23 protein-coding genes are annotated in these 25,881 nt (G+C 43.2%); 22 read left to right on the plus strand and 1 reads right to left on the minus strand.

The annotated features are described in order from the left end of the window. Window positions 1–31 precede the first annotated feature (31 nt). The 11 genes from N746_RS0101650 to N746_RS0101700 all read left to right on the plus strand — a co-directional run bounded on the left by N746_RS0101650 (window position 32) and on the right by N746_RS0101700 (window position 7,665). On the plus strand, window positions 32–580 hold the full coding sequence (locus N746_RS0101650; protein ID WP_051678446.1) for a ferritin-like domain-containing protein: 549 nt from the start codon (window positions 32–34) through the stop codon (window positions 578–580). After that, window positions 577–816, plus strand: coding sequence for a 4a-hydroxytetrahydrobiopterin dehydratase (locus N746_RS0101655; protein WP_029933627.1), 240 nt, complete (start codon window positions 577–579; stop codon window positions 814–816). Before N746_RS0101650 ends, N746_RS0101655 begins: the two co-directional genes overlap by 4 nt. A 355-nt stretch (window positions 817–1,171) precedes the next feature. Then, window positions 1,172–2,497 (plus strand): SulP family inorganic anion transporter, encoded by a 1,326-nt coding sequence (locus N746_RS0101660; RefSeq protein WP_051678447.1) that lies wholly within the window; start codon window positions 1,172–1,174, stop codon window positions 2,495–2,497. A 127-nt stretch (window positions 2,498–2,624) separates the two neighbouring features. Continuing rightward, entirely contained in the window at window positions 2,625–3,614 is a 990-nt protein-coding gene (locus tag N746_RS0101665; RefSeq protein ID WP_029933629.1) for a sodium-dependent bicarbonate transport family permease, read from the plus strand. An 18-nt stretch (window positions 3,615–3,632) separates the two neighbouring features. Continuing rightward, window positions 3,633–3,935: a P-II family nitrogen regulator gene (locus N746_RS0101670; protein ID WP_029933630.1), complete on the plus strand. Its 303-nt coding sequence runs from the start codon at window positions 3,633–3,635 to the stop codon at window positions 3,933–3,935. A gap of 18 nt (window positions 3,936–3,953) precedes the next feature. Beyond that, window positions 3,954–4,913, plus strand: coding sequence for a LysR family transcriptional regulator (locus N746_RS0101675; protein ID WP_029933631.1), 960 nt, complete (start codon window positions 3,954–3,956; stop codon window positions 4,911–4,913). A gap of 69 nt (window positions 4,914–4,982) precedes the next feature. Then, entirely contained in the window at window positions 4,983–5,525 is a 543-nt protein-coding gene (locus tag N746_RS0101680) for an SgcJ/EcaC family oxidoreductase (protein WP_029933632.1), read from the plus strand. A 17-nt stretch (window positions 5,526–5,542) separates the two neighbouring features. Further along, complete coding sequence (rdgB, locus tag N746_RS0101685) at window positions 5,543–6,160, plus strand: RdgB/HAM1 family non-canonical purine NTP pyrophosphatase (RefSeq protein WP_051678448.1); 618 nt, start codon at window positions 5,543–5,545, stop codon at window positions 6,158–6,160. Between the two features lie 72 nt (window positions 6,161–6,232). Further along, entirely contained in the window at window positions 6,233–6,787 is a 555-nt protein-coding gene (locus N746_RS0101690; protein WP_245603316.1) for a BMC domain-containing protein, read from the plus strand. A gap of 64 nt (window positions 6,788–6,851) precedes the next feature. Continuing rightward, a complete protein-coding gene (locus tag N746_RS0101695; protein ID WP_029933635.1) occupies window positions 6,852–7,484 on the plus strand; it encodes an AAA family ATPase in 633 nt (210 codons plus the stop codon). Then, window positions 7,474–7,665, plus strand: coding sequence for a hypothetical protein (locus tag N746_RS0101700; protein WP_029933636.1), 192 nt, complete (start codon window positions 7,474–7,476; stop codon window positions 7,663–7,665). The genes N746_RS0101695 and N746_RS0101700 overlap by 11 nt, the downstream gene beginning before the upstream one ends. Window positions 7,666–7,718: 53 nt before the next feature. Here N746_RS0101700 and N746_RS0101705 read toward each other — a convergent pair whose 3' ends face one another. Continuing rightward, on the minus strand, window positions 7,719–8,015 hold the full coding sequence (locus N746_RS0101705) for a YcgL domain-containing protein (protein WP_051678449.1): 297 nt from the start codon (window positions 8,013–8,015) through the stop codon (window positions 7,719–7,721). Window positions 8,016–8,238: 223 nt separating this feature from the next. Here N746_RS0101705 and N746_RS10550 point away from each other — a divergent pair, with 223 nt between their 5' ends. The 11 genes from N746_RS10550 to fba all read left to right on the plus strand — a co-directional run bounded on the left by N746_RS10550 (window position 8,239) and on the right by fba (window position 25,822). Then, window positions 8,239–10,776, plus strand: a complete 2,538-nt coding sequence (locus tag N746_RS10550; RefSeq protein ID WP_051678450.1) for a putative bifunctional diguanylate cyclase/phosphodiesterase — start codon at window positions 8,239–8,241, stop codon at window positions 10,774–10,776. Window positions 10,777–10,908: 132 nt separating this feature from the next. Beyond that, window positions 10,909–11,883 (plus strand): NAD(P)H-binding protein, encoded by a 975-nt coding sequence (locus N746_RS0101715; protein ID WP_029933639.1) that lies wholly within the window; start codon window positions 10,909–10,911, stop codon window positions 11,881–11,883. Between the two features lie 2 nt (window positions 11,884–11,885). After that, entirely contained in the window at window positions 11,886–13,145 is a 1,260-nt protein-coding gene (locus N746_RS0101720; RefSeq protein WP_038125826.1) for a multifunctional CCA addition/repair protein, read from the plus strand. Further along, window positions 13,138–14,037: a cation diffusion facilitator family transporter gene (locus N746_RS0101725; RefSeq protein ID WP_029933641.1), complete on the plus strand. Its 900-nt coding sequence runs from the start codon at window positions 13,138–13,140 to the stop codon at window positions 14,035–14,037. Before N746_RS0101720 ends, N746_RS0101725 begins: the two co-directional genes overlap by 8 nt. A gap of 84 nt (window positions 14,038–14,121) precedes the next feature. Further along, window positions 14,122–15,381, plus strand: a complete 1,260-nt coding sequence (locus N746_RS0101730; protein ID WP_038125827.1) for an efflux RND transporter periplasmic adaptor subunit — start codon at window positions 14,122–14,124, stop codon at window positions 15,379–15,381. Further along, window positions 15,378–18,494, plus strand: a complete 3,117-nt coding sequence (locus tag N746_RS0101735; protein WP_038125828.1) for an efflux RND transporter permease subunit — start codon at window positions 15,378–15,380, stop codon at window positions 18,492–18,494. The genes N746_RS0101730 and N746_RS0101735 overlap by 4 nt, the downstream gene beginning before the upstream one ends. A 210-nt stretch (window positions 18,495–18,704) precedes the next feature. Beyond that, a complete protein-coding gene (gene tkt / locus N746_RS0101740) occupies window positions 18,705–20,711 on the plus strand; it encodes a transketolase (protein WP_029933644.1) in 2,007 nt (668 codons plus the stop codon). Between the two features lie 95 nt (window positions 20,712–20,806). After that, window positions 20,807–21,805, plus strand: coding sequence for a type I glyceraldehyde-3-phosphate dehydrogenase (gap, locus tag N746_RS0101745; RefSeq protein ID WP_029933645.1), 999 nt, complete (start codon window positions 20,807–20,809; stop codon window positions 21,803–21,805). Window positions 21,806–21,815: 10 nt separating this feature from the next. Then, window positions 21,816–22,997 carry a phosphoglycerate kinase gene (locus N746_RS0101750; RefSeq protein WP_029933646.1) on the plus strand — a complete coding sequence of 394 codons (1,182 nt, stop codon included), beginning with the start codon at window positions 21,816–21,818 and terminating at the stop codon, window positions 22,995–22,997. A gap of 205 nt (window positions 22,998–23,202) precedes the next feature. Then, window positions 23,203–24,645 carry a pyruvate kinase gene (gene pyk, locus N746_RS0101755; protein ID WP_038125830.1) on the plus strand — a complete coding sequence of 481 codons (1,443 nt, stop codon included), beginning with the start codon at window positions 23,203–23,205 and terminating at the stop codon, window positions 24,643–24,645. A gap of 112 nt (window positions 24,646–24,757) precedes the next feature. After that, window positions 24,758–25,822, plus strand: a complete 1,065-nt coding sequence (gene fba, locus N746_RS0101760; protein WP_029933648.1) for a class II fructose-bisphosphate aldolase — start codon at window positions 24,758–24,760, stop codon at window positions 25,820–25,822. Window positions 25,823–25,881 lie beyond the last annotated feature (59 nt).

Below are 25,881 nucleotides of genomic sequence, written 5' to 3' on the forward strand. Positions count from 1 at the left end.
ATGAGGTTAACCTCATGCTTAAGGAGTGGTTATGACTTATCAAAGAGCAACTAGAAATAGTGTTATGGCAGGTGTAGGGCAATATTCCAGACGTGAACTTGCAAGTTCCTCTAGCATGAATCCTCAGATTTTGGGTTTTCTTGGTAGAGCAATGAGTCTAGAGTTCAGTGCTGCCCAACAATATTTGTCACATGCTGCTTTGTGCCAAAGTCGTATGGAAAATCAATTTGCTGAAGAATTTGTGCAACTTGCAAATGAAGAGTTCCGCCATGCATCAGAATTAACTGAGCGCATGGTGGATCACGGTGCCTTACCTTCGGGTACGGTTTTAACACCGTCTAAGCCTTCTTTTAATATTATTGAAGCGCTGTCTATCTGTGAGTTAAGTGAAATGCAGTTAATTAATTTGTACGAACAGGCTTACAAGCTAAGTGCAAATATTGGTTCTACTGGTGATGCTGAATTATTTGGCCGACTATATGAAGAAGAGGTGACTCAACTTCATCGCATACGCCAATGGTCAGCTGACTATATTGCCAAATCTCATGCACCTCATCCTATGAAAGGAGGTTTTGCATGAGTCTAAACTGGAAGGAAAGTAAAAATGCCTCAAGTTTAGAAGCTAAGTTTGTTTTTGAAGGTTATGAAACTCTGCGTGACTTTTTAGATGAGGTTGCGCAGATAACTGAAGAAATGGAGGTTCATCCCAACATTAGCTTTGGTCGCGATTATGCGAGTTTAATTATTTATGCACAAGACGGCACCTTATCTGATAAGGAACGAGACGTTGCGGCAAAGATTTTGAATTTAGTTTAATTAGGTAACCTGACTTGCTTAGAAACTGCTGATAGATGTAGATCTATCAGCAACCAAATTCCAAAGGGCTGGTATGACCAGCCTTTTTTTTTGAAAGCAACTTGATGTGGGTTGCTCAAAATAACCATATATAAGTATGGTAATAATCATTAAAAGTGAACTGACTGATTTGTGAAGCACAAATGACCCATTGTCTTTATGAACAGTAATTTGCAAACCTTTAGAGGTTATGCTTAAACCACAATCATAAACAGCCAAAAGCTTAAGTGATGAAGCCTGGTAAAGACACTCCAACATTTGTTGAGGGTTACTACAGAATATACGTTTATGCATAAATGAAGTGGTATTGTTAATTATGATAGCTAAAGAAACTCAACAAGAAGCGCCTAAACAAGACAAAGTTTGTGCAAATGATAGCTGTGCAGCGTTTCAAAAACAATATTTGATTCGAGATGTTCAGGCTGGCGTTATTACAGCCGCAATGGCTATTCCTTTGTCGATTGGTATTGCATTAATGTCGGATTATCCAATCCAAGTGGGTTTGGCAACTGTCGCGTTTGCTTCTTTTATTGGTTGGATGTTTGCCTGGTTTAAACCAGGTAATTTTATTGGTGCTCCTGGAATTGCAGCAGGCTTAGCTCCAATATTAGCGATGGGTGTGGCTACTTTTGGTATCCAGAATATGGCTTTTATTATATTCCTGACGGCTACATTTCAAGCTATTATTTGGAAATACAATTGGCAGCGATATATTTTAATGGCTGTTCCAACATATTTAGTTGAGGGTTTACTTGCGGGTATTGGCTTGAAAATAGTACTTGCATTTATTGTTTTTACTTATGAATTACCTGCGGGTGTGAGTTCGTCGAGTGATTTTCTATCTTCAGATCGTGTTACGGTTATTTTCTTGTCAATAATTGGTGCATTATTATTTTTCGTGCTATTCAAACGTTATAAGGATACTAAACCAGCACTGCCATACTTTGCGCTGATTATTTTCGGTATATTACTAGCCTTGTTTTTACCTGTTTCAATGCTAAATGTTGAGGATGCTGAGCTTAGTCTAGCTTTACCTGTGCCTACTTTTGATACCTGGTCTCTATGGATTTATGCTATAGGTTTTGCAGTTATGTTGTCTGTGATTGATGTGATCGAACAGGTAATGAGTAACGCGGCAATTGAAAAGATTGATCCACTAAAGCGCAAGTGCAACAGTAATAACAGTTTATTATCCATCTGGGTATCAAACATGGGCTCTAGTTTTTTTGGCGGCATGACGAATCTGGATGGTTTGGCTAAGAGTTCAACTAACAAGCTTGCTGGCGCATACACTAAATTTTCTGTATTGATTATTGGAATATTAATTACATTCTTTGTAATCAATATTCAATACCTTGAGTATCTTCCAAAATTTGCCTTAGGAATAATAATGGTATTTGTTGGATTAAAGATGATTTTAGGGCTTTTGCACGTTGTAAAACATGGACCGTATGCACTGTTGCTGGCAACAGTTTGTGGTCTATTAGTTTATCAGGTGGGGATCTTTGAAGGCTTATTGATAGCTTTAGCAATACATGCGGTTATAAGTTATGTGATCTTCACTAAAATTGAGAATATGTCGGCAAATACGATTGTGAGTACTTACTTTAGTAAGTTTAAAGATGAGGATGGCTTAAACTAACTTAAGTAAGCTATGACCCATAGCTTCAAGTCAATGGAACCTAGTTCTATTATCAATTATTCAATCAAAATAAATTGCTTTAATATTACTATAGTTTCGAAAGATATCAATTGATAGGAGATAAACCATGGGTTTAGATGCCATACTTATTCCAGCAATTTTGTTTTTTGCTTTGGGTGTGTTTGCAAAGGCCATAAAATCTGACTTAAAGTTTCCTGATGGCATGTCTAAGGGTTTATCGCTTTATTTGTTAATCGCTATTGGGTTAAAAGGTGGTGCTGAGCTTGCAAATGCAGAGTTGGGCCTCGCGATTAAATCGATTTTTTGGGCTGTCGTACTTGGCTTTTTGACTCCTGTTATTGGTTATATGATTTTGCGCTTCCGGGATCGGATTGACCGGATGAATGCCGCAGCCATAACTGCACACTATGGATCAGTCAGTGCAGGGACTTTCCTTACAGCGGTTGCTTTTTTAGAGGCTTCGGGTATTTACCATGAAACCTACCCTATTATAATGATGGTTGTAATGGAAACGCCAGCCATAATTATAGGCCTTTTATTGGCTGCCATGGCACGCCGGAAACTTCAGCAAGTTGAAGGTGCTGGATCTGAGGATGCAAATGTACCTTGGGGATCTTTGCTGCATGAAGCTCTAACTAATGGCAGTGTAGTTCTATTGTTAGGTGCCATGGTGATTGGTTCTGTTGCCAGCCCTGAAGCCATGCAAAAAGTTTACCCATTCTCGCATGAGATTTTTATGGGGGTGCTTTGCTTATTTTTACTAGATTTGGGGATGGAAGCAGCAAAACGCATGAAGTCCTTTAAAAAAGTAGGTGTTACCTTAGTGGCTTTTGGTATCATAATGCCGATTATTGGCGGCTTGATCGGTATTTTTGTAGGGGCAACTTTGCTAGAGTTTAGTGTGGGTGGCACGCTGTTAGTCGCAATATTAGCGGCTAGTGCATCCTATATTGCGGTGCCTCCTGCGATGAGAATGGGGGTCCCTGAGGCTAACCCATCCTACTATTTAACACTGGCACTTGGAGTTACCTTTCCGTTTAACGTATTGGTTGGTATTCCATTGTTTTATTCGATTGCCAACTGGTATATTGGTTAATCAAAAGGGGTAAAAACTATGTCTTGTAACCAAAAGCTAATCCAGATTATTACATCTAATACATTGGAAGACCGAATTAAAAAGGTTTTCAAAAAAATTGGTATCACAGGTTTTACCTTTTTTAATGTGTCTGGTGAAGGAGACTCAGGTGTTCAGTCAGGACATTTCGATGCAGATAGTAATGTTTTATTTATGGTAATGGTGAGTGAAGAACAGTTTAACCAAGTAAGTGAAGAGCTATTGAAAGAGATACAAAAAGGTTATCACTATTTTATTTTTAGTTTGAATGCAGAAGTGCTAACACCGAGCAAGTGCATATAACTTTTCAAGGTTGAAATTTTGAGCAACAAAACACAAGAGTTTGGTGCGAGTCATCATCTAATACGTTATCTGACCTTGCGTCAGATACAAGTGTTTGAAGCTGTTGCCCGATATAGTAGCTTTACTAAAGCGGCTGAAGCTTTACATTTAACTCAACCTACGGTATCAACCCAGATAAAAAGTTTTCAAGAAAGTCTAGATGTGCCACTTTACGAGCAAATAGGCCGGAATATTTATTTAACTGATGTCGGTGAAGAAGTGGCATATTCTTGTCGGCAGGTCATTGATGTATTGTCAAACCTAGAAATGAAATTGAATGATTTCAAAGGTATGAGAAAAGGTAGATTAAGAATAGCTGTTGTGACCACGGCAAAGTATTTTTTACCCTTAGCTCTAGGCGAGTTTTCAAAGAACTACCCTGATATAGAGTTATCCTTTACGGTTTGTAACCGCGAGACAATACTGAGTCGCATAGAAGAAAATCTAGATGACTTATATATTATGGGACAAAAGCCGCCGAGCTCGCTTGATGCTGTAGTTATCCCCTTTGCACCAAACCCACTAGTATTTATTGCACATCGCGATCATCCACTGGTGGGCGAAAAAAATATTTCACTGAAGCGTATAGCTGATGAACCAGTACTGATGCGTGAAGTGGGATCTGGTATTCGTTCCGCGGTAGAAGAAAGATTCCATAATCAAGGGCTGGTCATTAACGAAAGATTAACTTTGGAAGGCACTGAAACTATTAAGCACGCTGTGTTTGGAGGACTGGGTATTTCAGTAGTCCCTAAGCACTCTCTGTATATTGAAGGCGTTGAAGGCCCATTGGCAATTTTGGATGTAGAGGGGTTTCCTTTGGCTAAGGAGCTCAATATTGTTTATCCAACTGGAAAATCTTTGTCAATTTTATCTACAGAGTTTTTAGAGTTTTTGCTTGAAAAGGGCGCCGAATATTTTCAGACGAATAATACATAGTGTCTATTATTATCTATACATATTGATTGGTTGTAACAAGCCTTAATAAGGCTTATTGAGGAAAATACAATGAAAAAAAATACGGTTTATATTACCGGGACCCTTGGTATTGAAAGTCAAAACAAGGCGAAAGTAAGTCTTAGTAATTCTTTAAGAACGCCTTCACAAGCTGTAACGGGTGTTTCATCTCGCCCGATTGATACCTTAACGGCTAATGAAAACAGTTTTTGTGCGCCGGTTGATGAAAAGCTTGCTGCTGACCTATTTGATAAATGGAATGCGGCACTAAAAACACGCAACCCTAAAGCGGTAGCAGCGCTTTATGCAGAGGATGCGGTTTTACTACCGACAGTTTCAAACCTTGCCAGAACGAATTTGGCAGAGATAGAAGATTATTTTGCACATTTCTTAGAAAAAAGCCCAGTTGGTACGATAGTTCAGCGCAATGTTAAAAAAGGTTGTAACAAAATAACAGATGCTGGTATTTATTCATTCCGCTTGACTGATAAGACTGGTACGAAAGAAGTACCAGCGCGTTACACTTTTGTATACGAATTTAGAGATAATGGCTGGAAAATAGTTCATCATCATTCATCTGTGATGCCTGAATAACCATGGGTTAGTATTTAATGCATTCTCGTAATCAAAAAAATGGTTTACATGCACCAAAACCAATAGTTTTGGCATCTAGCAATCCAGGTAAGCTTGCAGAAATGCAGGAGATTATGAAGGGATACTATGTGTACCTGCAGTCTGAGTTTTTTTCTGATCAGGTAGAAGAAACAGGCCACAGTTGCATTGAAAATGCGATCCTAAAAGCAAGGTATGCGGCGGAAAAAACTGGCTTACCCGCTATAGGTGATGACTCTGGTTTATTTGTTGAAGCTTTAAATGGAGCTCCAGGTCTGTTTTCCGCTAGGTTTGCCGGCGAGACGGCTGATGATAAAGCCAATGTTCAAAAGCTGCTAAAGGTTATGCATGATATCCCTGAGGGGCACCGTCATGCTAAATATGTCTGCACTATGGCCTATGTAAGGTATGCCACGGATCCGTTGCCAATATGTGTAACTGCTGACTGGTCTGGTTATATTCTGGCTGAGCCACGTGGTAAAGAAGGATATGGGTATGATTCAGTATTTTACCTTTTCCGTGAGCGCGCAACCGTGGCCGAGTTGTCACCCGTATTAAAACTTAGACTAAGTAACCGAACGCAAGCGTTGCGTGAGCTCTTAGCACAAATAGATTAAGTAGCAAACTATATGATTAAACTTAGAACATATATAAACATTAATTCGCTTCAGCCCCAGATTGCGTCTTATATGGGTACAGCATCGCAAGGTTTTTTGCCTGTCCCAGGTGATGCTTGCCTTTGGTTAGAGGTAGCTCCAGGCATGGCGGTTCATCGTTTGACAGATATCGCTTTAAAAGCATCGAATGTGCATTTAGGTCAGCAACTTGTAGAAAGAGCTTATGGCTCTATGTTCATTCATCATCGTGATCAAAGTGATGTGCTAGAATCCGGTAAAACTATGTTGGATTTTTTGAAAACTAGAGAATGTGACCGTCAAAAATGCCACATTATGTGGAATGAAATAATCAGATCTGTTATGCCTGATCATGCAGTTTTGATTAACCGAGATAATCGTCGAGGTTCGATGATGCTACCGGGCCATAGTATGTATATTTTAGAAACAGAGCCAGCTGGCTACATAGTATATGCGGCCAATGAAGCTGAAAAGGCTGCAAATATCACACTTATTGAAGCGAGAGCGGTTGGTGCTTATGGTCGTTTGATTTTGGCGGGTAACGAAGCCGATATAAATGTTGCAGCCGAAGCGGCTACTCGTGCGATAGAACAGTTGACGGGTATTTGATGAACAATGTCATGGGGATTGCGTTACAATTTGGTTATTTAGATAGTTTGACTAAGTAGGTATTATGATTATTCAAATTGGCAATATTAAAGGTGGTTGTGGTAAAAGTACTTTAACGGTAAATTTAGCGGCCCTTCTAGCATCAAATGGTAAAGATGTGATTATTGTCGATGCGGATCGTCAAGGTACATCATCTAATTGGACGCTTGATCGTCAAGAGTTGGACCTGCCACGCGTTCACCATGTGCAAGCATTTGATAATATTCGGGATACTATTTTAGATCTTGGCAAACGTTACGAGTACGTACTGGTTGATGCTGGTGGGCGTGATAGCCGCGAGCTTCGCACAGGTTTGACTGCGGTTGATATTTTATTGGTTCCCTTTAGGCCTTCACAGCCAGATTTAGATGTTCTACCAAGTCTGCAAGAAATTATCACATTATCTCGAGATTATAATCCTAAGCTGAAGGTGAGAGCCGTTTTAACACTTGCTCCAACTAATCCATCGGTTAAGGAAGTTGAAGAAGCTCAAGGTTACTTAGCCGATTATCACGAGCTATTGTTGTTAAACAGTATTATCCGGGATAGAAAGGTGTATCGTGACTCGATGAGCATGGGACGCGGTGTGGTTGAGATGGATAATGACAAAGCTAAACTTGAAATAAACCAATTATGGGAGGAATTACATGGTAACTAGACGTAAGCCAAAAACAACACAAAACAGTCCAGCGGCTAATAACGAAGAAACGGTAGAGAAGTCAAGCACTGACACAGTTAGTGAAAAACCTTCTGCGCCGGCAACTGAGAAAAAACAGCCGCCAGCTAAGAAAGAACCCGAACCGAAAGTACATATCGGTCGTCGTGTTTGGCCTGATTAAATAGGGCTGTAAAACCGATAAGAACCTTGTTCTTATCGGTTTTTTTGTATCTTCTAGAATATATTGTCCAAATGTTCAGGGGGAGCAGGCATATCGCTTATTTTCTCAACCTCATTTGGTGGCATCTGTATAAAGTATCCTCTACTTTTTAGACCATTCAAAACTTCAGTTGAATCTTCACGCCCCATTTTTCGATCTGTCGTCAATTCAAAGTCAATGACGTGCTCTGGTTCTCCAAACATGACAAGCAGTTCGTTGGGCAATTTATCAAGCCCATTTTCTTGTGGTACAAATAAGTATAACTCGTTTTTTTTCGAACTTTTAAAAGCTGAAACTAGCATGGGTTGCATAATTACTCCGCTCAGGTGTGTTTAAAATGTATTTTATCATACACCTCAAGCTGCCCAGCTAATTTGAAGTTCAAGCCAAGTGATTTATAGGGTTTTACAACTAAAATAGTGTTTTCCGTGAGTTTACTGAACGACGAACAAAATTCGTTTAATCTTTAAACAGGATTACTTTAGAATGACTTTATTATGTTTTCATAGTGTTCGCCTGCTTAGGAGTGTTGTTGTGCATATTAAAAAATGGTTGGGATTGCCGGTTGGCGTCAGTCTGGCCTATGCCATATTGGCGGGATTCTGGATTGGGCTATCGGACTATATTCTAGCCTTTCTAGTTAAATCGCCTGAGCTACTGGTCACTTTAAGTTTGACTAAGGGATTTGTGTTTGTAGCGATTACGGCCTTGTTACTGTATGTGCTTTTAACCAGTTGGCAGGGATTGAGCCAACTTAATCGGATAGAAAAGCCGCTAATAGGTTACAACCGTTGGTTAATTGGTGGTTTTTTTCTCACAGCCTTATTGGTACCGGTTATTTCTGGAGGGTTAATTTGGAAGCAAACACCTCAGGTTGAACGTGAAACTCAAGATCGTTTAATGGCGTTTTCGCAGTTGCAAGCTGACCTGGTTAATAACTGGTTGGCTGAAAGACAAGGTGATGCAAATAACCTAGCAAGTGATGTTTTTTTATCGCAGGCTTTACAACGCTGGCTCATTGTTGAAGAGGATTCAGGCCTAGAACAAATTCTTGACCGTGTCTTTACGAATCGGATTAAAGCCTATGGATATGATGCGATAGAAGTATATTCGGGCGGTCAACTGGTTAAGTTTTGGGGTGGTCAGACCCACGCAAATTCAAACATTATAAGTGAGCTAATTGCAGATTCTGGACGATCCCAGGAGGTCATGCAAAGTAACCTCTATAAGGACGAACAGGGTGTGTTACACCTGGAATGGCTCATTCCATTTCCGGCTGAAGATATGGAACGCAGTATCGTTTTGGTGTTACATGCCTCACCGTCTGACATTTTATTAAAAGCTTTACAGCACTGGCCAGTTGCTCCAGACGGGGCTATGTCTTATTTGGTCGTTCAGGAGGCTAAGGCACCTCTATTTTTAGGTGTCAATGACGCAGGGAACGAGATTGTTAATTTTGATTGTGCTCAGTCGGCTTGGCTGTTGCAGGTGCGAAGTACATCTAACCTAGATTCTGTTATAAAAGGATGTAACGATGAAAAAATGGTCTATGGTTTTACTGAGATTAAAAATGCCAATTGGAGTGTTTATACTCAAATGACGCGTGAGCAAGCCAGGGCTCCTTTACGAGAGTTGGTGGGTTGGGTAACCTTTATTTCAAGTCTAGCTATGGTTGCTTTGCTTTTGATGTTGTGGATGATCTGGCGTCGAGAATTATTGGCACATAAGTTTGAAATTGAAACACGTACGGCTGAAAAAGACGCCTTGCTTGATTATGTCTCGCACTATGACCATGTAACCGGTTTACCGAATCGTGTACTGTTCATGACACGTTTAAGCCATCAAATAAAACAAGCCAAACGTGAGCATAAGAAAATGGCTTTAATTATGCTCGATTTAGATCGATTTAAGGATGTAAATGATAGTTATGGCCATGCGGTAGGAGATGAGTTACTGGCCGCTTTGGCTTCACGTTTATCAGACCAGCTTGGCCAAATGGATACCCTCGCTCGAATGGGCGGCGATGAGTTTGCGGTGTTAATTGAAGACTTGCCAAATACTAAGTCAGCAGAAGTATTGGCAAACCGTATTGCACAGAATATTAGTCAACCCCTTCAGCTTACACAGGGTGCGGAGGTGAGAGTCGGAGTGACTATGGGGATCAGTGTTTTCCCTGATCATGGGCAATCTGCCGATAGTCTATTGCAAAATGCCGATGCAGCCCTATACCGTGCAAAAGCCGATGGAAAAGGAGGATTTGCATTCTATAATGATGAGTTGACAGAACTTGCTCGTCAACGTGTACGCCAAGAACTACAGTTAAAACAGGCCATTTTTAAAAAACACTTAAAGCTATATTATCAGCCACAAGTTGATTTAAAAACTAACCAGATTGTTGGTGCAGAAGCTTTAATTCGCTGGCTTGATCCTGAAAAGGGTTTTATTTCGCCCTTGAATTTTATTCCGATGGCGGAAGAAACAGGAATTATTCAGGAAATTGGTGAGTGGGTGCTACGTGAAGTTTGCACCCAAGGGCAGGCTTGGTTGAAACAAGGCTATCCACCGATTCGTTTAGCGGTTAATGTATCGGCTCAACAATTGCGTCATGGTGGTGTGGAGAAGTTAATTAAAAAAGTTCTAGATGAAACGGGGTTCCCAGCACGCTACTTAGAGCTAGAGTTAACAGAGAGCGCGCTTATGCAGGAGGTATCGCATATTGATGAAACTCTAATGAAGCTACGCCAGTTGGGATTGACGTTAGCTTTAGATGATTTTGGTACGGGTTATTCTTCGTTATCTTATTTAAAGCGTTTTGCATTGGATGTGATTAAGATTGATAAGAGCTTTGTGGCCGACCTAAGTCATGAACAAAACGGCCAGCAAATTGTGAATGCGATTATTACGATGGGGCATGCGCTGGGCTTGTGTGTATTGGCAGAAGGTGTTGAAAATACAGACCAATTAACTTATTTAATAGAGCACGATTGTGATCTATATCAAGGGTTTTTGGTCAGTCAAGCAATTCCAGCAGACGACTTTATCCAGCTATACCAGAAAAGTTTAGCGAAATGAAATCGCAAGGGTTAGGAAGGCTTGCTTGACCCTTCTGAAACTTTTACTTAATATTGCCAGCTTTTGAATCGTGCTCAAATAGCAAGATGTGAAATTGATTTGGCCGAGCAGAACATAAGAGAGAAATATCGAATGATGAAATTGGGAAAAAAAGTATGTGTGTTAGGCGGGTCAGGGTTTGTAGGGCGTGCCGCTATATCGGCTTTAACTGAAGCTGGTTATCAGGTCACGGTAGCTGTGCGTCGTGTCGAACGTTATCGCGAGCTAGCTCTAATTCCAGGAGTACACTTAGTAGCTCTTAAAAACATTACAACCGATACGTTGGTGGCCCTGTTTAAGAGTCACGATACGGTTATTAACTTATATGCTGATCAAAGCAATCGTACAGAAAGTGTTGAAGAAGCAAATTTCGTCAGTGTTACTCAAACGATTAAGAGAGCGGCTGAACAATTGGGAGTAGCTCGTTTAATTCAATTATCCCAAATTGGCGCCAATGCCTCTCAAGCCAAGTCGGACTGGCTGCGTGTATTGGGGGAAGCCGATGGCATAATTCACAACATGGCATCTAGTAAAACGACCATTTTGCGAGCGGGTTTATTAATTGGAGAAGGTGATAATTCCACTCAACTGTATAAGGCTCAGTTAGCTCGTTTTCCAGTGATGATGGTGCCTAATGCGGATAAACAAATTCAGCCTCTTTGGGTTAAAGATTTTGCGCGCGCACTGGTGGTTTCGATTAAAAATCCTGCTTGTTTTAATGCTAAAGTTGAAGTGGCTGGTGAGGAGCGTATGACGGTTATGGATTTGGCCGAATGGGTTAAGGGCTTTATGGGCTTAGAGTCCACTAAATTGTTACCTATGTGTCAAGCAAATGCTAAGTTTATGCTTTGGCTAGGTTGGCTAGCTCCGTTTAAGACCGTGAACACTTATCAGCAAAAACAGTTAGCGGTAGACTTGGTGAGTCAGCAGGATTTTTCGACTCAGTTTGGCTTTGAGCCAACTAGCATTGAACGTATTTTGTCGAGCTATGTAGTGCCGCACAAAATTCGCCAGCGTTATGAATTCTTTCGTGGGCATGCCGGGCGTAAATCAAGCGAGTTTAAGTAATTATGCAGGTCTACCTAGTTGGAGGAGCGGTTAGGGATGCGATGTTACAAATCCCTGTTCAAGATCGTGACTGGGTAGTGGTTGGTGCTACTCCAGATGCCATGTTGGCTTTGGGCTGCAAGCAGGTGGGAGTCGACTTTCCTGTATTTCTTCACCCTGAAACACAAGAAGAGTATGCTTTAGCTCGTACCGAGCGTAAGTCAGGTCACGGCTATCACGGTTTTGAAGTGAACGCATCACCTGAGGTCACTCTTGAAGAAGATTTAATGCGTCGCGACTTGACTATTAACGCAATGGCGATGACTCAATCCGGTCGTTTGATTGATCCTTATGGTGGTGAGCAGGATTTACAAGAGCGACGGCTACGTCACGTTTCGCCAGCTTTCACCGAGGATCCACTCAGAGTATTAAGAGTTGCACGTTTTCGTGCTCAATTATCCGATTTCGATTTTCGGTTAGCGGATGAAACTCGTGCGTTATTGTGTGAGATGTCATCAGGGGGTGAGTTAGATGACTTAGTGCCTGACCGTGTCTGGCAAGAGGTTTCCAAGGCCTTGTTAACTAAGCGCCCCAGTTGGTTTTTCAGATGCTTACGTGAAGTGGGCGCCCTAAGTATATTATTTCCTGAACTAGACAAGTTATTTGATGTGCCACAATCCCCCGTGCATCATCCAGAAGGTGATGCCGGTACACATACGATGATGGTGCTGGACGCCGCCACTCAATTATCCGATTCGTTAGATATTCGATTTGCAGCGTTGGTACATGATCTAGGAAAAGCTTTAACTCAGCCTGACTTCTGGCCGAAGCACCCCGGACATGAGCAGGCTGGTGTCGCTTTGATCAGCCGTTGGGCGAAGATTTATCCGGTTCCTAAATCGACACTTCAGTTGGCTTTGCGTGCAACTGAATGGCATGGTTGGATTCATCGTGGTGGCTTGGATATGTCACCAAAAGATATGTTAAAAGTGATAAAAGGCTGTGATGCAATGCGTCAACCAGAACGCTTTGAACAGTTGTTAACCGTGTGTGAGGCCGACCATCATGGCCGTTTGGGTTTTGAACTTGAAGAGTATAGGCAAAAAAAATTCTGGCTTGGTGCCGTTGAAGCTTGCCATCAAGTGGACGCCAAAGCCCTGGCGGATAGCGGTTTAAGTGGTGAAAAAATTGGTTTGGCGATTGAACAGCAACGCTTAGCGAGACTGGATAATTACAAAACGCATTTAATCACGACCAAAAACTCGGTGGAGTCGCATGGATAGCCGTCAGTTAACTCGGTTGGCGACTTACGCTTCTGTGAGCGTTGCCTTAACCCTGATCGTCACTAAATTACTCGGCTGGTGGGTAACTGGTTCGGTAAGTATTTTGGCTTCCTTGTTGGATTCAACCTTGGACGTGGTCGCATCCGTGATGATTTTATTTGCGGTGCGTCTAGCGCAAGTTCCAGCCGATTCAGAACACCGTTTTGGCCATGGTAAGGCTGAGCCATTAGCGGCACTGGCTCAAAGTGTTTTTATCGCCGGCTCAGCTTTTTATCTACTCGTTTATGCTGTTGGGCGTTTGATCAACCCAGAAAGTATTCAGCAAGTACCGCTTGGTATTTGGATTATGGTATTTTCGATGATATTAACCAGTGCTTTGGTTTTATTCCAGCGTTATGTCGTTCGTCAAACCCAATCCACCGCAATTAAGTCGGACTCTCTGCACTATATTACCGATATTGCTGCCAACGCATTGGTGGCGGTAGGTTTAATTGTTGCGTTATGGAGCTTTGAGTGGGTTGATGCTCTACTGGCGATTTTTATTGCGTTGTTTATTGGTTGGAGTGCCTTAAAGCTGGCCAAAGAATCGGCGAATCAACTGCTGGACATTGAGTTGCCTGATGAAATGCGGGAACATATTCAGCAGATTATATTATCACACCGCGGCGTGGAAGGCTTTAATGACTTGCGTACTTATCGTTCAGGCCCGAATATGTTTATTCAAGTAGATTTGGAGTTGGATGACCGAATGCCTTTGGTAAAAGCGCACCGTATTGCGGAAGAAGTCACAGAGCGTATTCAAGGGGCATTTCCTCAGGCCGATGTGTTGATTCACCAAGAGCCGGTGAGTTTACGTTCAGATCCAGAGCACCATCAGTGGGGCGTGTCATAACCACCAGGCCTGGTGGTTAATTTGATTTGCATAAGAGTAGATTTAACGCTATTTATCTATTGCTTTATATACAAAGGGTTCCGAATGTCTGTGTCGCCTAAAATCAAAGTTTGGCTTTGGCCGTTGTTAATTGTGTTGCTGTCGATTGCAGTCTTTCAATATTTGAAGGCCACCAAACCGAAAGTCGCTGCTACCGAAATCACTGAGCGCGCGTGGGGTGTGGAAGTTATGAGCCTGACTCAGCAGGACTGGCGGCCTAATCATACCTTGTACGCACGAGTTGAATCGAATCAACGAATCAAACTCGTTGCGCCTTTGGCGGCTGAAGTTAAACATTTGCCTTTTAAGGAAGGAGCTTTTTTTAAGTCAGGCGATACCTTATTGCAGCTGAACCCATTAGAAGTTGACCTGGCCTTGCAAACTGCTCAAGCCGAATTTGATGAAGCCCAAGGCGCTTTTCAGGCGGAGCAACAGGCTCAACAAACCGAACATAAGCGTCTAGAACAAGAGCAAACGTTATATCAAATCAAGCAGTCAGATCTGGCTCGAAATCAACAGTTAGTTGAACGTAACTTAGCTTCTGAATCCAGTGTCGATCAAGCTCGTGATGCATTGGCACGGCAGGCTTTAGCCTTAATGAATGCGCGTTTAGTTGTGGATCAGCAGGCGGTTAAGTTAAAACAGCTTCAAGCGCGATTAGACCGTGCTCAAGCAAATTTGAATCGCACAAAACTAAATGTAAGTCGTTCACATGTCAAAGCCGATGTCGCTGGTCGAGTGCTGCAAGTATCAGTAGCAGAAGGCGACCAAGTCAATGCCAACACCTTGGTGCTTGAATATTATCCACTGGACTCTTTAGAGTTGCGCTCCAAACTACCGACCAAGACACGTTTAAAAATTCAGCAAGCATTGGATGAAAAACAATCAATTCGTGCATTATATGACGTTCGTGGCGATCAAATGGCGTTGCCATTAGTACGTTTGGGTGGTGAAGCAACAAGTTCCGGTTTGGATAGTTTCTTTAAAGTGCCACCTGAACTAAGTCATTTGCGTCCGGGGGATGTGTTAGAGATTGTGCTGGAAATGCCTACGCAGCAACAAGCTTTTGCTGTACCTTACAGTGCGCTTTATAGCAGTGACCGTGTTTATGTGGTGGAAGATCAGCGATTGGTTGCGCGTTCGGTTTCAGTCGTAGGTGAAGTTGAAATAGATAATGTGCGATGGGCTTTGATTGAAGGTGAGCTGTCTGAGGGAGATCAATTAAGTGTGACGCATCTACCCAATGCAATTTCCGGACTATTGGTAACACCGCAATCGTTTAACGGGCAGCGTGGTCGTCGATGAAACCGACGAATAAACCCACCTCTTACGGACTGATTGGCGTATTTGTTCGTCATAAAGTCGCGTCTAACTTATTAATGATCTTGATGATTCTGTTAGGGGTCGTAGCCTTAATGAAGTTAAACGTGCAGTTTTTTCCAAACTTCAACCTAGATTACGCTCAGGTTCGAGTGATCTGGCCTGGTGCCAATGCGCAAGATGTCGAAAAAAGCATAACAGACCCGATTGAACGGGTTTTGCGTAATGTTGAAAACCTCGATGAAATGACATCAACCTCGTCACTGGGTGCATCTTTAGTGACTCTGAAGTATGTTGAAGGCACCGATATGATTGAGGCGGTTGATCAAGTTCGCCAGCGCGTATCGGAATTGCGTAACTTACCTCAGGATATTCAAACCCCAGTTGTTGAGCGTCTTATCCGTTACGAGCCAGTAGCAAAGGTGTTGGTAATGGGACAGCCGGGTGAGGAGGATCGTTTACGTTATTTGGTGCGCGAGTACGAACGTACCTTATTAGATATGGGGATTGATAAAATTGAGTTTCGAGGTCGCCCTTTGGAAGAAATGGCGATTGAGATCGACATGGCCTCGATGGCGAAGTTTGACCTGAGTTTTGATAAGGTAGCCGGTCAAATCAATAGCTTGAGTCAAGATGTACCGGCGGGTCGGTTTGGTGATCAAGATACAGCAAGGGATTTGCGCGCAATAGAGCAGCGTCGAAGTGAACAAGGGTTTCGAGATTTGCCTTTACGTGTCGGCGATACAGAATACTTAGAGCTTGGTGAATTGGCTGAGGTCACCTTAAGACCCGTTCGGGATGCAAGCTACTTAGTCGTTGAGGGGCGTCCCGCCATTGAAATGGCACTGCAGCGCGCCGAATCTGGGGATACCCTAGTGTCTTCAGGCATTATGCAAGATTGGTTGACAGAAACAAAACCTCAGTTACCAAAAGGCGTCGAGCTTAGGGTTTATGACGAAACATGGTCCTTGGTTAAAGAGCGGATTATGCTATTAGTCAATAATGGTGTGGGCGGCTTGATTCTGGTATTGATCATTCTATATATCTTTTTAAATGGTCGAGTTGCCTTTTGGGTTGCACTGGGTATTCCGGTCTCCTTTATGGCTACTATGATGGTGTTGTATTTAGCCGGTGGCAGCATCAATATGATGAGCCTGTTCGCTTTGATTATGGCACTGGGGATTATTGTCGATGACGCGATTGTTGTAGGTGAAGACACCTTGACCCATTATGAACAAGGTGAACCCTCGGTCGAAGCTGCCGAAGGTGGGGCCCATCGAATGTTTACACCGGTTATGGCGTCCTCCCTGACTACCATTGCCGCTTTTTTACCCTTGATGATGATTGGGGCAGAAATAGGGGCCATTTTATTTGCGATTCCGATGGTGATTGTATCGGTCATTTTGGTTTCGCTAATTCAATGTTTCTTAGTGTTACCAGGCCATTTACGCTTTGGCTTGCGTCACGGAAAACCACTAAAATCCAATCGATTGCGTGAGCGCTGGGATAATGCGTTTAATCATTTCAGGCAATCTCAATTTCGCCAGGTTATACGCTGGGTATTGCAAAGCCGAGCAACGGTGTTGGCACTGGCGATGGGGTTAATTGTCGTAACGATTGGTTTGATCGCCGGTGGGCGTATGGGCTTTACGTTTTTCCCTTCCCCTGAATCCGACAAAATCAATGCTTCAATTCAGTTTGTATCTGGCACGCCAGAAGCGGTAACCGCGCAGTTTATTGATCGGGTTTACAATGCATTGCTGGAAACCGAGAAAGAGTTAGAGCCAGGTATTGTCAAAACTGCGGTAGTTGCGTACAACCAGGGCTCGGGTTCATCAGGTTCGGTATACGGTACAATCAATGTTGAGCTGCTAGGCCCAGATCGTCGTCATACCCGTAATGCAGAGTTTATCCGTAGCTGGACCTCTAAGGTTGACCCTATGCCAGGCCTGGAAAACTTTAACGTGGTATCACAAGTAGGCGGGCCGCCCGGCCGCGATATTCAAATTCAATTTACCGGTGGTAGCCCACAAAACCTTAAGCAAGCATCATTAGACTTGCAACAAGTCTTAGACGACATTGAAGGTGTGAGTGGTTTATCAGATGATCTGCCTTATGGTCGTGAGCAAATGGTGTTTAAATTAACGCCAATTGCGCAGGCTATGGGTTTCACTTATCAGTCAGTTGGGGCGCAGTTAAGCTCCGCCTTTTCTGGGCAGTTGTCACAGATTTATACACTTGGCGAAGACGAAATTGAAGTTCGTGTAATGTTGCCGCGTGATCAGCAGGAACAACTTGCAGTATTGAATGCAAAACAGTTAATCAGTCCATCTGGCGAGCGTGTCCCTTTAAGCAATGTCGTGACTTGGCAAACTCGACAAGGGTTTGATGTGATGCGCCATTTTAATGGCAAGTTGGCGGTGACTGTGTTGGGTGATGTGGATCGAAGTTTGAATAGTGCGAATCGCATTCTGGCGAATTTAGAGCAAGATGTGCTTCCACAGATTAGGCAGAAATATGGGGTTCATTATAGCTTGGAAGGTACAGCTAAGAACCAGCAAAAAACCTTTGGCGATATGATGCTGGGTTTGTTCATCGGTATGGCTTTGATTTATTTAATTCTAGCGTGGGTCTTTGAGTCCTATGGATGGCCTTTAATTGTGATGATGGCGATTCCGTTAGGCTTGATAGGGGCTATTCTAGGTCATTATTTTATGGGTGTGAGTTTGACCATCTTATCCATGTTTGGGTTCTTTGGTTTGGCCGGTATTGTGGTAAACAACTCTATTATTCTGGTAACTTTCTACAAACGCTTGCGAGAAGAAGGCATGGCGGTAAATGAAGCACTTGAAGAGGCCTCAGTGCAGCGCTTGCGTGCAGTATTAGTTACATCCTTAACCACCATTGCCGGTTTAACTCCTTTGTTGTTTGAAACCTCCTTGCAGGCGCAGTTTTTGATTCCTATGGCTATTTCAATTGCATTTGGTTTGATGTTTGCCACGGTGCTTATTTTATTGGTGATTCCAGCCTTGTTATCACTATATGAGAGTGCAAGCACAAATATTTCTTATAAAATTCAATCGCTTCGAACGGATTAATAAGACCCTTCTAAGCCGCATTCTACCGGCTTAGCACGCCTTTTTTTAGTCAAAAAAAAGGCGTGCTATCTTTTTGCAATATTCGCATTTTTCTTGAAGAAATTTTGTTTTTGAGCGAGAATAGCGGATTAAGTTTATTCTGGATAAGGCTGTATGAAACGCCGAAACTTCTAGAACCCCCGAATTTTTTTCAAAATTGAGGAAGTTGATATGCCAACTCGTAGAGATTTAGCTAACGCGATTCGTGCGTTAAGTATGGATGCCGTACAAAAAGCCAAGTCAGGTCACCCAGGCGCGCCTATGGGCATGGCTGATATAGCTGAAGTACTGTGGAATGGCCACATGAAGTACAACCCAAAAAATTCAAACTGGGCAGATCGTGACCGTTTTGTGTTATCAAATGGTCATGGCTCAATGCTGATCTACTCTCTACTACATTTGACCGGTTTCGACTTGGGTATGGAAGATATCAAGCAATTCCGTCAGCTACATTCTAAAACGGCTGGTCACCCAGAGTATGGTTATGCCGATGGTATTGAAACTACGACTGGGCCACTAGGTCAGGGCATTACCAATGCGGTTGGTATGGCCATTGCAGAGCGTACTTTAGCGGCGCAGTTTAACCGTCCGGGCCATGCAATTGTAGATCACCACACTTATGCCTTTATGGGCGATGGCTGTTTGATGGAGGGCTTGTCTCACGAATCTTGCGCGATGGCCGGAGCTCTAGGTCTTGGCAAATTAGTCGCTTTCTGGGATGACAATAATATCTCAATCGACGGACACATTGACGAGTGGATGGAGCAAGATGTGGCGGGTCGTTTCGAGTCTTATGGCTGGCACGTTATTCGTGGTGTAGATGGTCACAATGCCGATGCAATTGATGCGGCAATCCACGAAGCCAAGTCTATTCAAGACAAGCCGACTTTAATTTGTACTAAAACCACCATCGGTTTTGGTTCGCCAAACCTATGCGGTACGCACGACTGCCACGGTGCACCACTGGGTGATCAAGAAATCGCATTAACGCGTGAAAACTTAGGCTGGAAGCACGAGCCATTCGTTATCCCACAAGAAATCTATGATGGCTGGGATCACACTAAGAAAGGCGCGGATGAAGAAGCTGAATGGAATGCATTATTTGAAGATTATGCGAAAAACTATCCTGATTTAGCGAAAGAGTTCAAGCGTCGTATGGCGGGTGAATTACCAGCTAACTTTGAAGTTGAAATGGATAAGTTTATTGCTAAGACGCAAGCAGATATGCCAAATATCGCTTCACGTAAAGCGTCACAAAATGCGATTGAAGCGATGGGTCCATTGCTACCAGAAATGTTTGGTGGTTCAGCGGATTTAACCGGTTCAAACCTAACCAACTGGTCAGGCACGGTTAAAGTGAACAAAAACACACCAAACGGTAACTACCTGTCTTGGGGTGTACGTGAATTTGGTATGGCACACATGATGAACGGTATGGTTCTGCATGGTGGCTTCAAAGTTTATGGTGCGACTTTCTTAATGTTTATGGAATTCATGCGTAACGCATTACGTATGTCGGCTTTGATGAAGATCGGTACTATCTATGTTTACACTCACGACTCAATCGGTCTAGGTGAAGATGGCCCAACACATCAGCCAGTTGAGCAAATTGCGACCATGCGCATGATTCCTAACTTCCAAACCTGGCGTGGTTGTGATGCGATCGAATCAGCCGTATCTTGGAAAGTAGCCATGATGCGTGGCAATGCGCCAACAGCGTTAGTCTTCTCTCGTCAAAACCTAACGCCAATGGAGCGTACCCCAGAGCAAGTTAAAATGATTGAAAAAGGCGGTTATGTCTTGAAAGATTGCCAGTGCTCAGGCGCTTGCGATGCTGATTTGATTATCATCGCAACGGGTTCTGAAGTTGAGCTGGCAGTAAAAGCCGCTGATGCGATCACAGCAAAAGGCAAGAAAGTACGTGTTGTATCTATGCCTTGCCCAGATATGTTTGATATGCAAGACCAAGCTTACAAGGATTCGGTCTTGATTCCAGGTGTAAAACGCTTGGCAGTAGAGGCGGGTGTAACGGATTTCTGGCGTAAATATGTTGGCCTAGAAGGTGATGTTGTCGGTATCGACACCTTCGGTGAGTCAGCGCCAGCCGGTGAACTATTTAAAGAATTTGGTTTCACCGTTGAAAACGTTGTATCGAAAGCCGAAGCATTAATCGGGTAATAAAGTTTTATTTTTAAAGTTTAACTCGTCAGTTTCTGGCGAGTTTGTTGTGTTTGAAACCCGGTTTTAAACACCTCATCAATTAGGAGAAAGCTATGTCAATTAAAGTTGGTATCAATGGTTTCGGCCGTATCGGTCGTATGGCATTCCGTGCCGCGGCTAAAGATTTTCCAGGTATCGAAATCGTCGCGATTAACGATTTGTTAGACCCAGAATATTTAGCCTATATGTTGAAGTACGACTCTGTACACGGCAACTTCAATGGTGACGTTTCAGTAGAAGGCAATAACATGATTGTTAACGGTAAAAAAATCCGCTTAACAGCTGAGCGTGATCCGGCTAACTTGAAGTGGGATGAAGCGGGCGTTGATTTGGTTATCGAATGTACAGGTTTCTTCTTAACTGAAGAATCTTGCCAGGCACACATCCAAGCAGGCGCGAAGAAAGTAGTTCAATCTGCACCTTCAAAAGACCACACTCCGATGTTTGTTTATGGCGTTAACCACAATGAATATGCTGGACAAGCGATTGTTTCTGCAGCGTCTTGTACAACAAACGGTTTAGCACCTGTTGCTAAGGTATTAAATGACAACTTTGGCATCAAGCGTGGTTTGATGACGACTGTTCACGCAGCAACGGCTACTCAGAAAACCGTTGACGGTCCATCACAAAAAGATTGGCGCGGTGGTCGTGGTATTTTAGAAAACATCATCCCATCTTCAACGGGTGCGGCTAAAGCAGTAGGCAAAGTATTGCCAGCGCTAAACGGTAAATTGACTGGTATGGCTTTCCGTGTACCAACTTCTGACGTATCAGTGGTTGACCTAACCGTTGAACTAAACAAAGATGCAACATACGAGCAAATTTGTTCAGCGATGAAAAAAGCCTCAGAAGGTGAAATGAAAGGCGTTTTAGGTTATACCGATGAGTCTGTAGTTTCTACCGACTTCCGTGGTAATAGCCACCCATCAATTTTTGATGCGGGTGCGGGTATTGCACTAGACGGTACTTTCGTAAAAGTAGTGGCTTGGTACGATAACGAGTATGGCTATACTTGCAACATGATGCGTGTTGTTCAACACGTTGGTAAGTAAGGGGAAAGCTATGTCTTTTATTCGTATGGCTGACTTGGATCTTAAAGGCAAGCGCGTATTAATTCGTGCGGACCTTAACGTTCCTGTTAAAGGCGGCAAAGTTACCTCTGATGCACGTATTCGAGCGTCTATGAAAACATTTGAAGCGGCTATGAAAGCCGGCGCTAAGGTGATGGTTATGTCACACCTTGGTCGTCCGGAAGAAGGCGTCTTCTCTGAAGAAAACTCTTTGGCACCCGTAGCGGCTGATTTATCAGCTAAGCTAGGCAAGGAAGTTCGCTTAATTAAAGACTACTTAGATGGCGGCTTTGATGTAGCAGAAGGTGAATTGGTTCTCCTTGAAAACGTACGTTTTAACGTAGGTGAGAAAAAGAATACCGAAGAGCTATCAAAGAAATATGCGGCTTTATGTGATGTATATGTGATGGATGCTTTCGGTACGGCACACCGTGCACAAGGTTCGACTCACGGCGCTGGCGTTTATGCACCTGTTGCTTGTGCTGGCTTGTTGCTAACTGAAGAATTGGATGCTTTAACAAAGGCTCTGAAAGAGCCAGCACGTCCTTTAGTTGCAATTGTTGGTGGTTCTAAAGTATCAACTAAGTTAACCGTTTTAGAGTCTTTGTCTACCGTTGTGGATCAGTTGGTTGTAGGTGGTGGTATCGCCAATACCTTCATTAAGGCTGCAGGCCATAATGTAGGTAAATCTCTTTGTGAAGACGATTTAGTGCCTACCGCTAACAAGCTAAATGACATCATGAATGGTCGTGGAGCTTCAATCCCTTTAGCAAAAGATGTTGTAACTGGCAAAGAGTTTGCTGAAAATGCGGCAGCAGAAACGAAATCTGTTTCTGACGTAGCCGATGACGACATGATTTTCGATATTGGTCCGAAAACAGCGGCTGAGCTAGCTGAGATCATCAAAAATGCTGGAACGGTTGTTTGGAACGGTCCAGTTGGTGTATTTGAGTTTGATCAGTTTGGAGAAGGTACAAAAACCATCTCTAAAGCGATTGCTGAATCAAAAGCCTTTTCAATTGCAGGCGGTGGTGACACCTTAGCCGCGATTGATAAATATGGTATTGAAGATCAAGTATCTTATATTTCAACAGGTGGTGGCGCATTCCTAGAGTTCTTGGAAGGCAAAAAGCTACCGGCGGTTGATATGTTGGAAAAACGCGCCGCTAAGTAAGCGTGTTTATAAAGTACCAGGCCTGGTGATCCCAGGGCTGGTGCTTTCAATTTAATAAAGTATTGGCTTATGGAAGTAACAGGGTGTCTCGGGAAGTGAATTGCTGTTTAGGCCGGATGTGTCTATTCCCCGCTTAGGGGTAACAGTTTATTTTGCGAGCCATCTTACTGAGCATAAGCCCTTTTAAGAAAGGAAAAGTAATTTAATGGTCACCTCAATGAGAAGAACTAAAATTGTTGCTACGCTAGGTCCAGCAACGGATCGTCCAGGCGAAATTGAACGCATTATTAAAGCGGGTGTGGATGTTGTGCGTATTAACATGTCGCACGGTGCGGCGGAAGATCATATTGATCGCGCTAACTGGATTCGTGAAGCGGCAGCTAAACTTAACCGTGAAGTCGCGGTTTTGGTTGATTTACAAGGCCCAAAAATTCGAATTGCTAAGTTTAAAAACGGCCCAATCGAAGTTAAAGACGGCGATCAATTTGCACTCGATAACGCAGTTGGTACCGAAGAAGGTAACCAGCAGGAAGTCGGTTTGACCTATAAAAACCTGCCTTATGACGTTAAAGCCGGTGATTTATTGTTGTTGGATGATGGGCGTATTGTCATGCAAGTCAATCAAGTGGTTGGCGAACGTGTAGAGTGTACCGTTACTGTTGGTGGAACCTTGTCTAACAACAAAGGCATTAACTTAATGGGTGGTGGTTTATCAGCCAGTGCATTAACGGAAAAAGATAAGGAAGATATCTTAACCGCGGCCAAAATTGACGCAGATTATTTAGCTTTGTCATTTCCACGCTCAGCCGAAGATGTCGAATATTGTCGTACACTTGCAAGCCAGGCCGGTTTGAATTGCAGTATCGTATCTAAAATTGAACGTGCCGAAGCGGTCGCGGATGATGAAACATTAGATGGCATTATCTTAGCCTCTGACGTGGTGATGATTGCGCGTGGTGACTTAGGTGTGGAAGTAGGTGACGCGCAACTACCTGCTTTGCAAAAGAAAATTATTAAACGTTCACGTCAGTTGAATCGTGTCACCATCACAGCGACTCAGATGATGGAAACCATGATTGATAATGCGATTCCGACTCGCGCCGAAGTATTTGACGTAGCCAATGCGGTTATGGATGGTTCGGATGCGGTAATGCTATCTGGCGAAACAGCGACGGGTCGTTTCCCGGCTCAGGTTATTGAGACGATGGGTCGTATCTGTCATGAAGCGGAAAAGTCGCGCTCTACTCGCCATTCTACACACCGTGTTGAAGACTATTTCAGTGCAGTTGATGAAACCATTGCGATGGCCACCATGTATGCGGCTAATCACTTCAATGTTAAGTGTATCGCCGCGTTAACCGAATCAGGCAATACGCCCTTGTTGATGTCTCGTATTAGCTCGGGTATTCCAATTTTTGCGCTAACACCACACGTTGGTACGCGTCGTAAAGTTTGTATGTACCGTGGTGTCTATCCATCAATGGTTGATTACAGTGGCTTAAATGATGATGAAATTCAGCAAAATGTACTGATGCAGCTTAAAAAGTTCGGCATTGTGCAGGAAGGTGATTTAGTTATCTTGACTCGTGGCGAACAACGCGGCACTATGGGCGGAACTAATCGTTTAGAGATCGTAAAAGTCCCTTGAATCTTAAGGGAAAATAACCGGCTATCAACCAAGGTTGGCAGGTTATGAAACTAATAGAATAGGCGCTTAGTGGCGCAAGAATTTTTTTGAAACCAATAGAGGAGTTTCGCAGATGGCGATGATTACACTTCGTGAATTAATGGACTACGCAGCAGAACACCAATTCGGTATGCCAGCGTTTAACGTAAACAACATGGAACAGGTTCGTGCCATCATGCGCGCTGCAGCCGCTGTTGACTCACCGGTTATCCTTCAGGGTTCAGCTGGTGCGCGTAAATATGCTGGTGAACCTATGTTGCGTCACCTTGTACAAGGTGCGGTAGAAATGTTCCCGAACGTACCGGTTGTTATGCACCAGGATCACGGCTCAGACGTAGGCGTATGTTTACGCGCGATCCAGTCTGGTTTCACTTCGGTGATGATGGACGGTTCTTTGATGTCGGACATGAAAACCCCAGCATCTTATGAATACAATGCGGGTATCACGGCTGAAGTGGTTAAAATCGCACACGCTGGTGGTGTTTCAGTTGAAGGTGAACTAGGTTGTTTAGGTTCACTAGAAACGGGCATGATGGGCGAAGAAGACGGCCACGGTTCTGACGAAAAACTAGATCATTCAGCTTTGTTGACTGATCCAGAAGAAGCGGCTCAGTTTGTAAAAGACACTAACGTAGACTGTTTAGCGGTAGCGGTTGGTACATCTCACGGTGCTTACAAGTTTACTTCTAAGCCATCTGACGATGTATTAAAAATTGATCAGATCAAAAAGATCCATGAGCGTATCCCAACCACTCACCTTGTAATGCACGGTTCATCTTCTGTACCAGAAGAGTGGCTAACCATCATCAACAACTACGGTGGTGATATGGGTCAAACTTACGGTGTACCGGTTGAAGCGATTGTTGAAGGCATCAAGTACGGTGTGCGTAAAGTAAACATCGATACCGACCTACGTATGGCATCTACTGGTGCGATTCGTAAGCACTTAGCAGAAAATACTTCAAACTTCGATCCGCGTAAATTCTTTAAAGCGGCTGAAGATGCGATGATGGAAATCTGTAAAGCACGTTTCGAAGCATTTGGCTGTGCTGGTCACGGTTCTAAGATCAAGGCACTTGGTCTAGAAGAAATGCAAGCACGTTATGCTTCTGGTTCATTGAACCAAATCGTAAAATAAGATTTAACACCTAAATCTTATGTTATGAAAACCCAGGCTTGTCCTGGGTTTTTTTGTTT

This window comes from Thiomicrospira pelophila DSM 1534 (assembly GCF_000711195.1).
Taxonomy (GTDB): Bacteria; Pseudomonadota; Gammaproteobacteria; order Thiomicrospirales; family Thiomicrospiraceae; genus Thiomicrospira; species Thiomicrospira pelophila.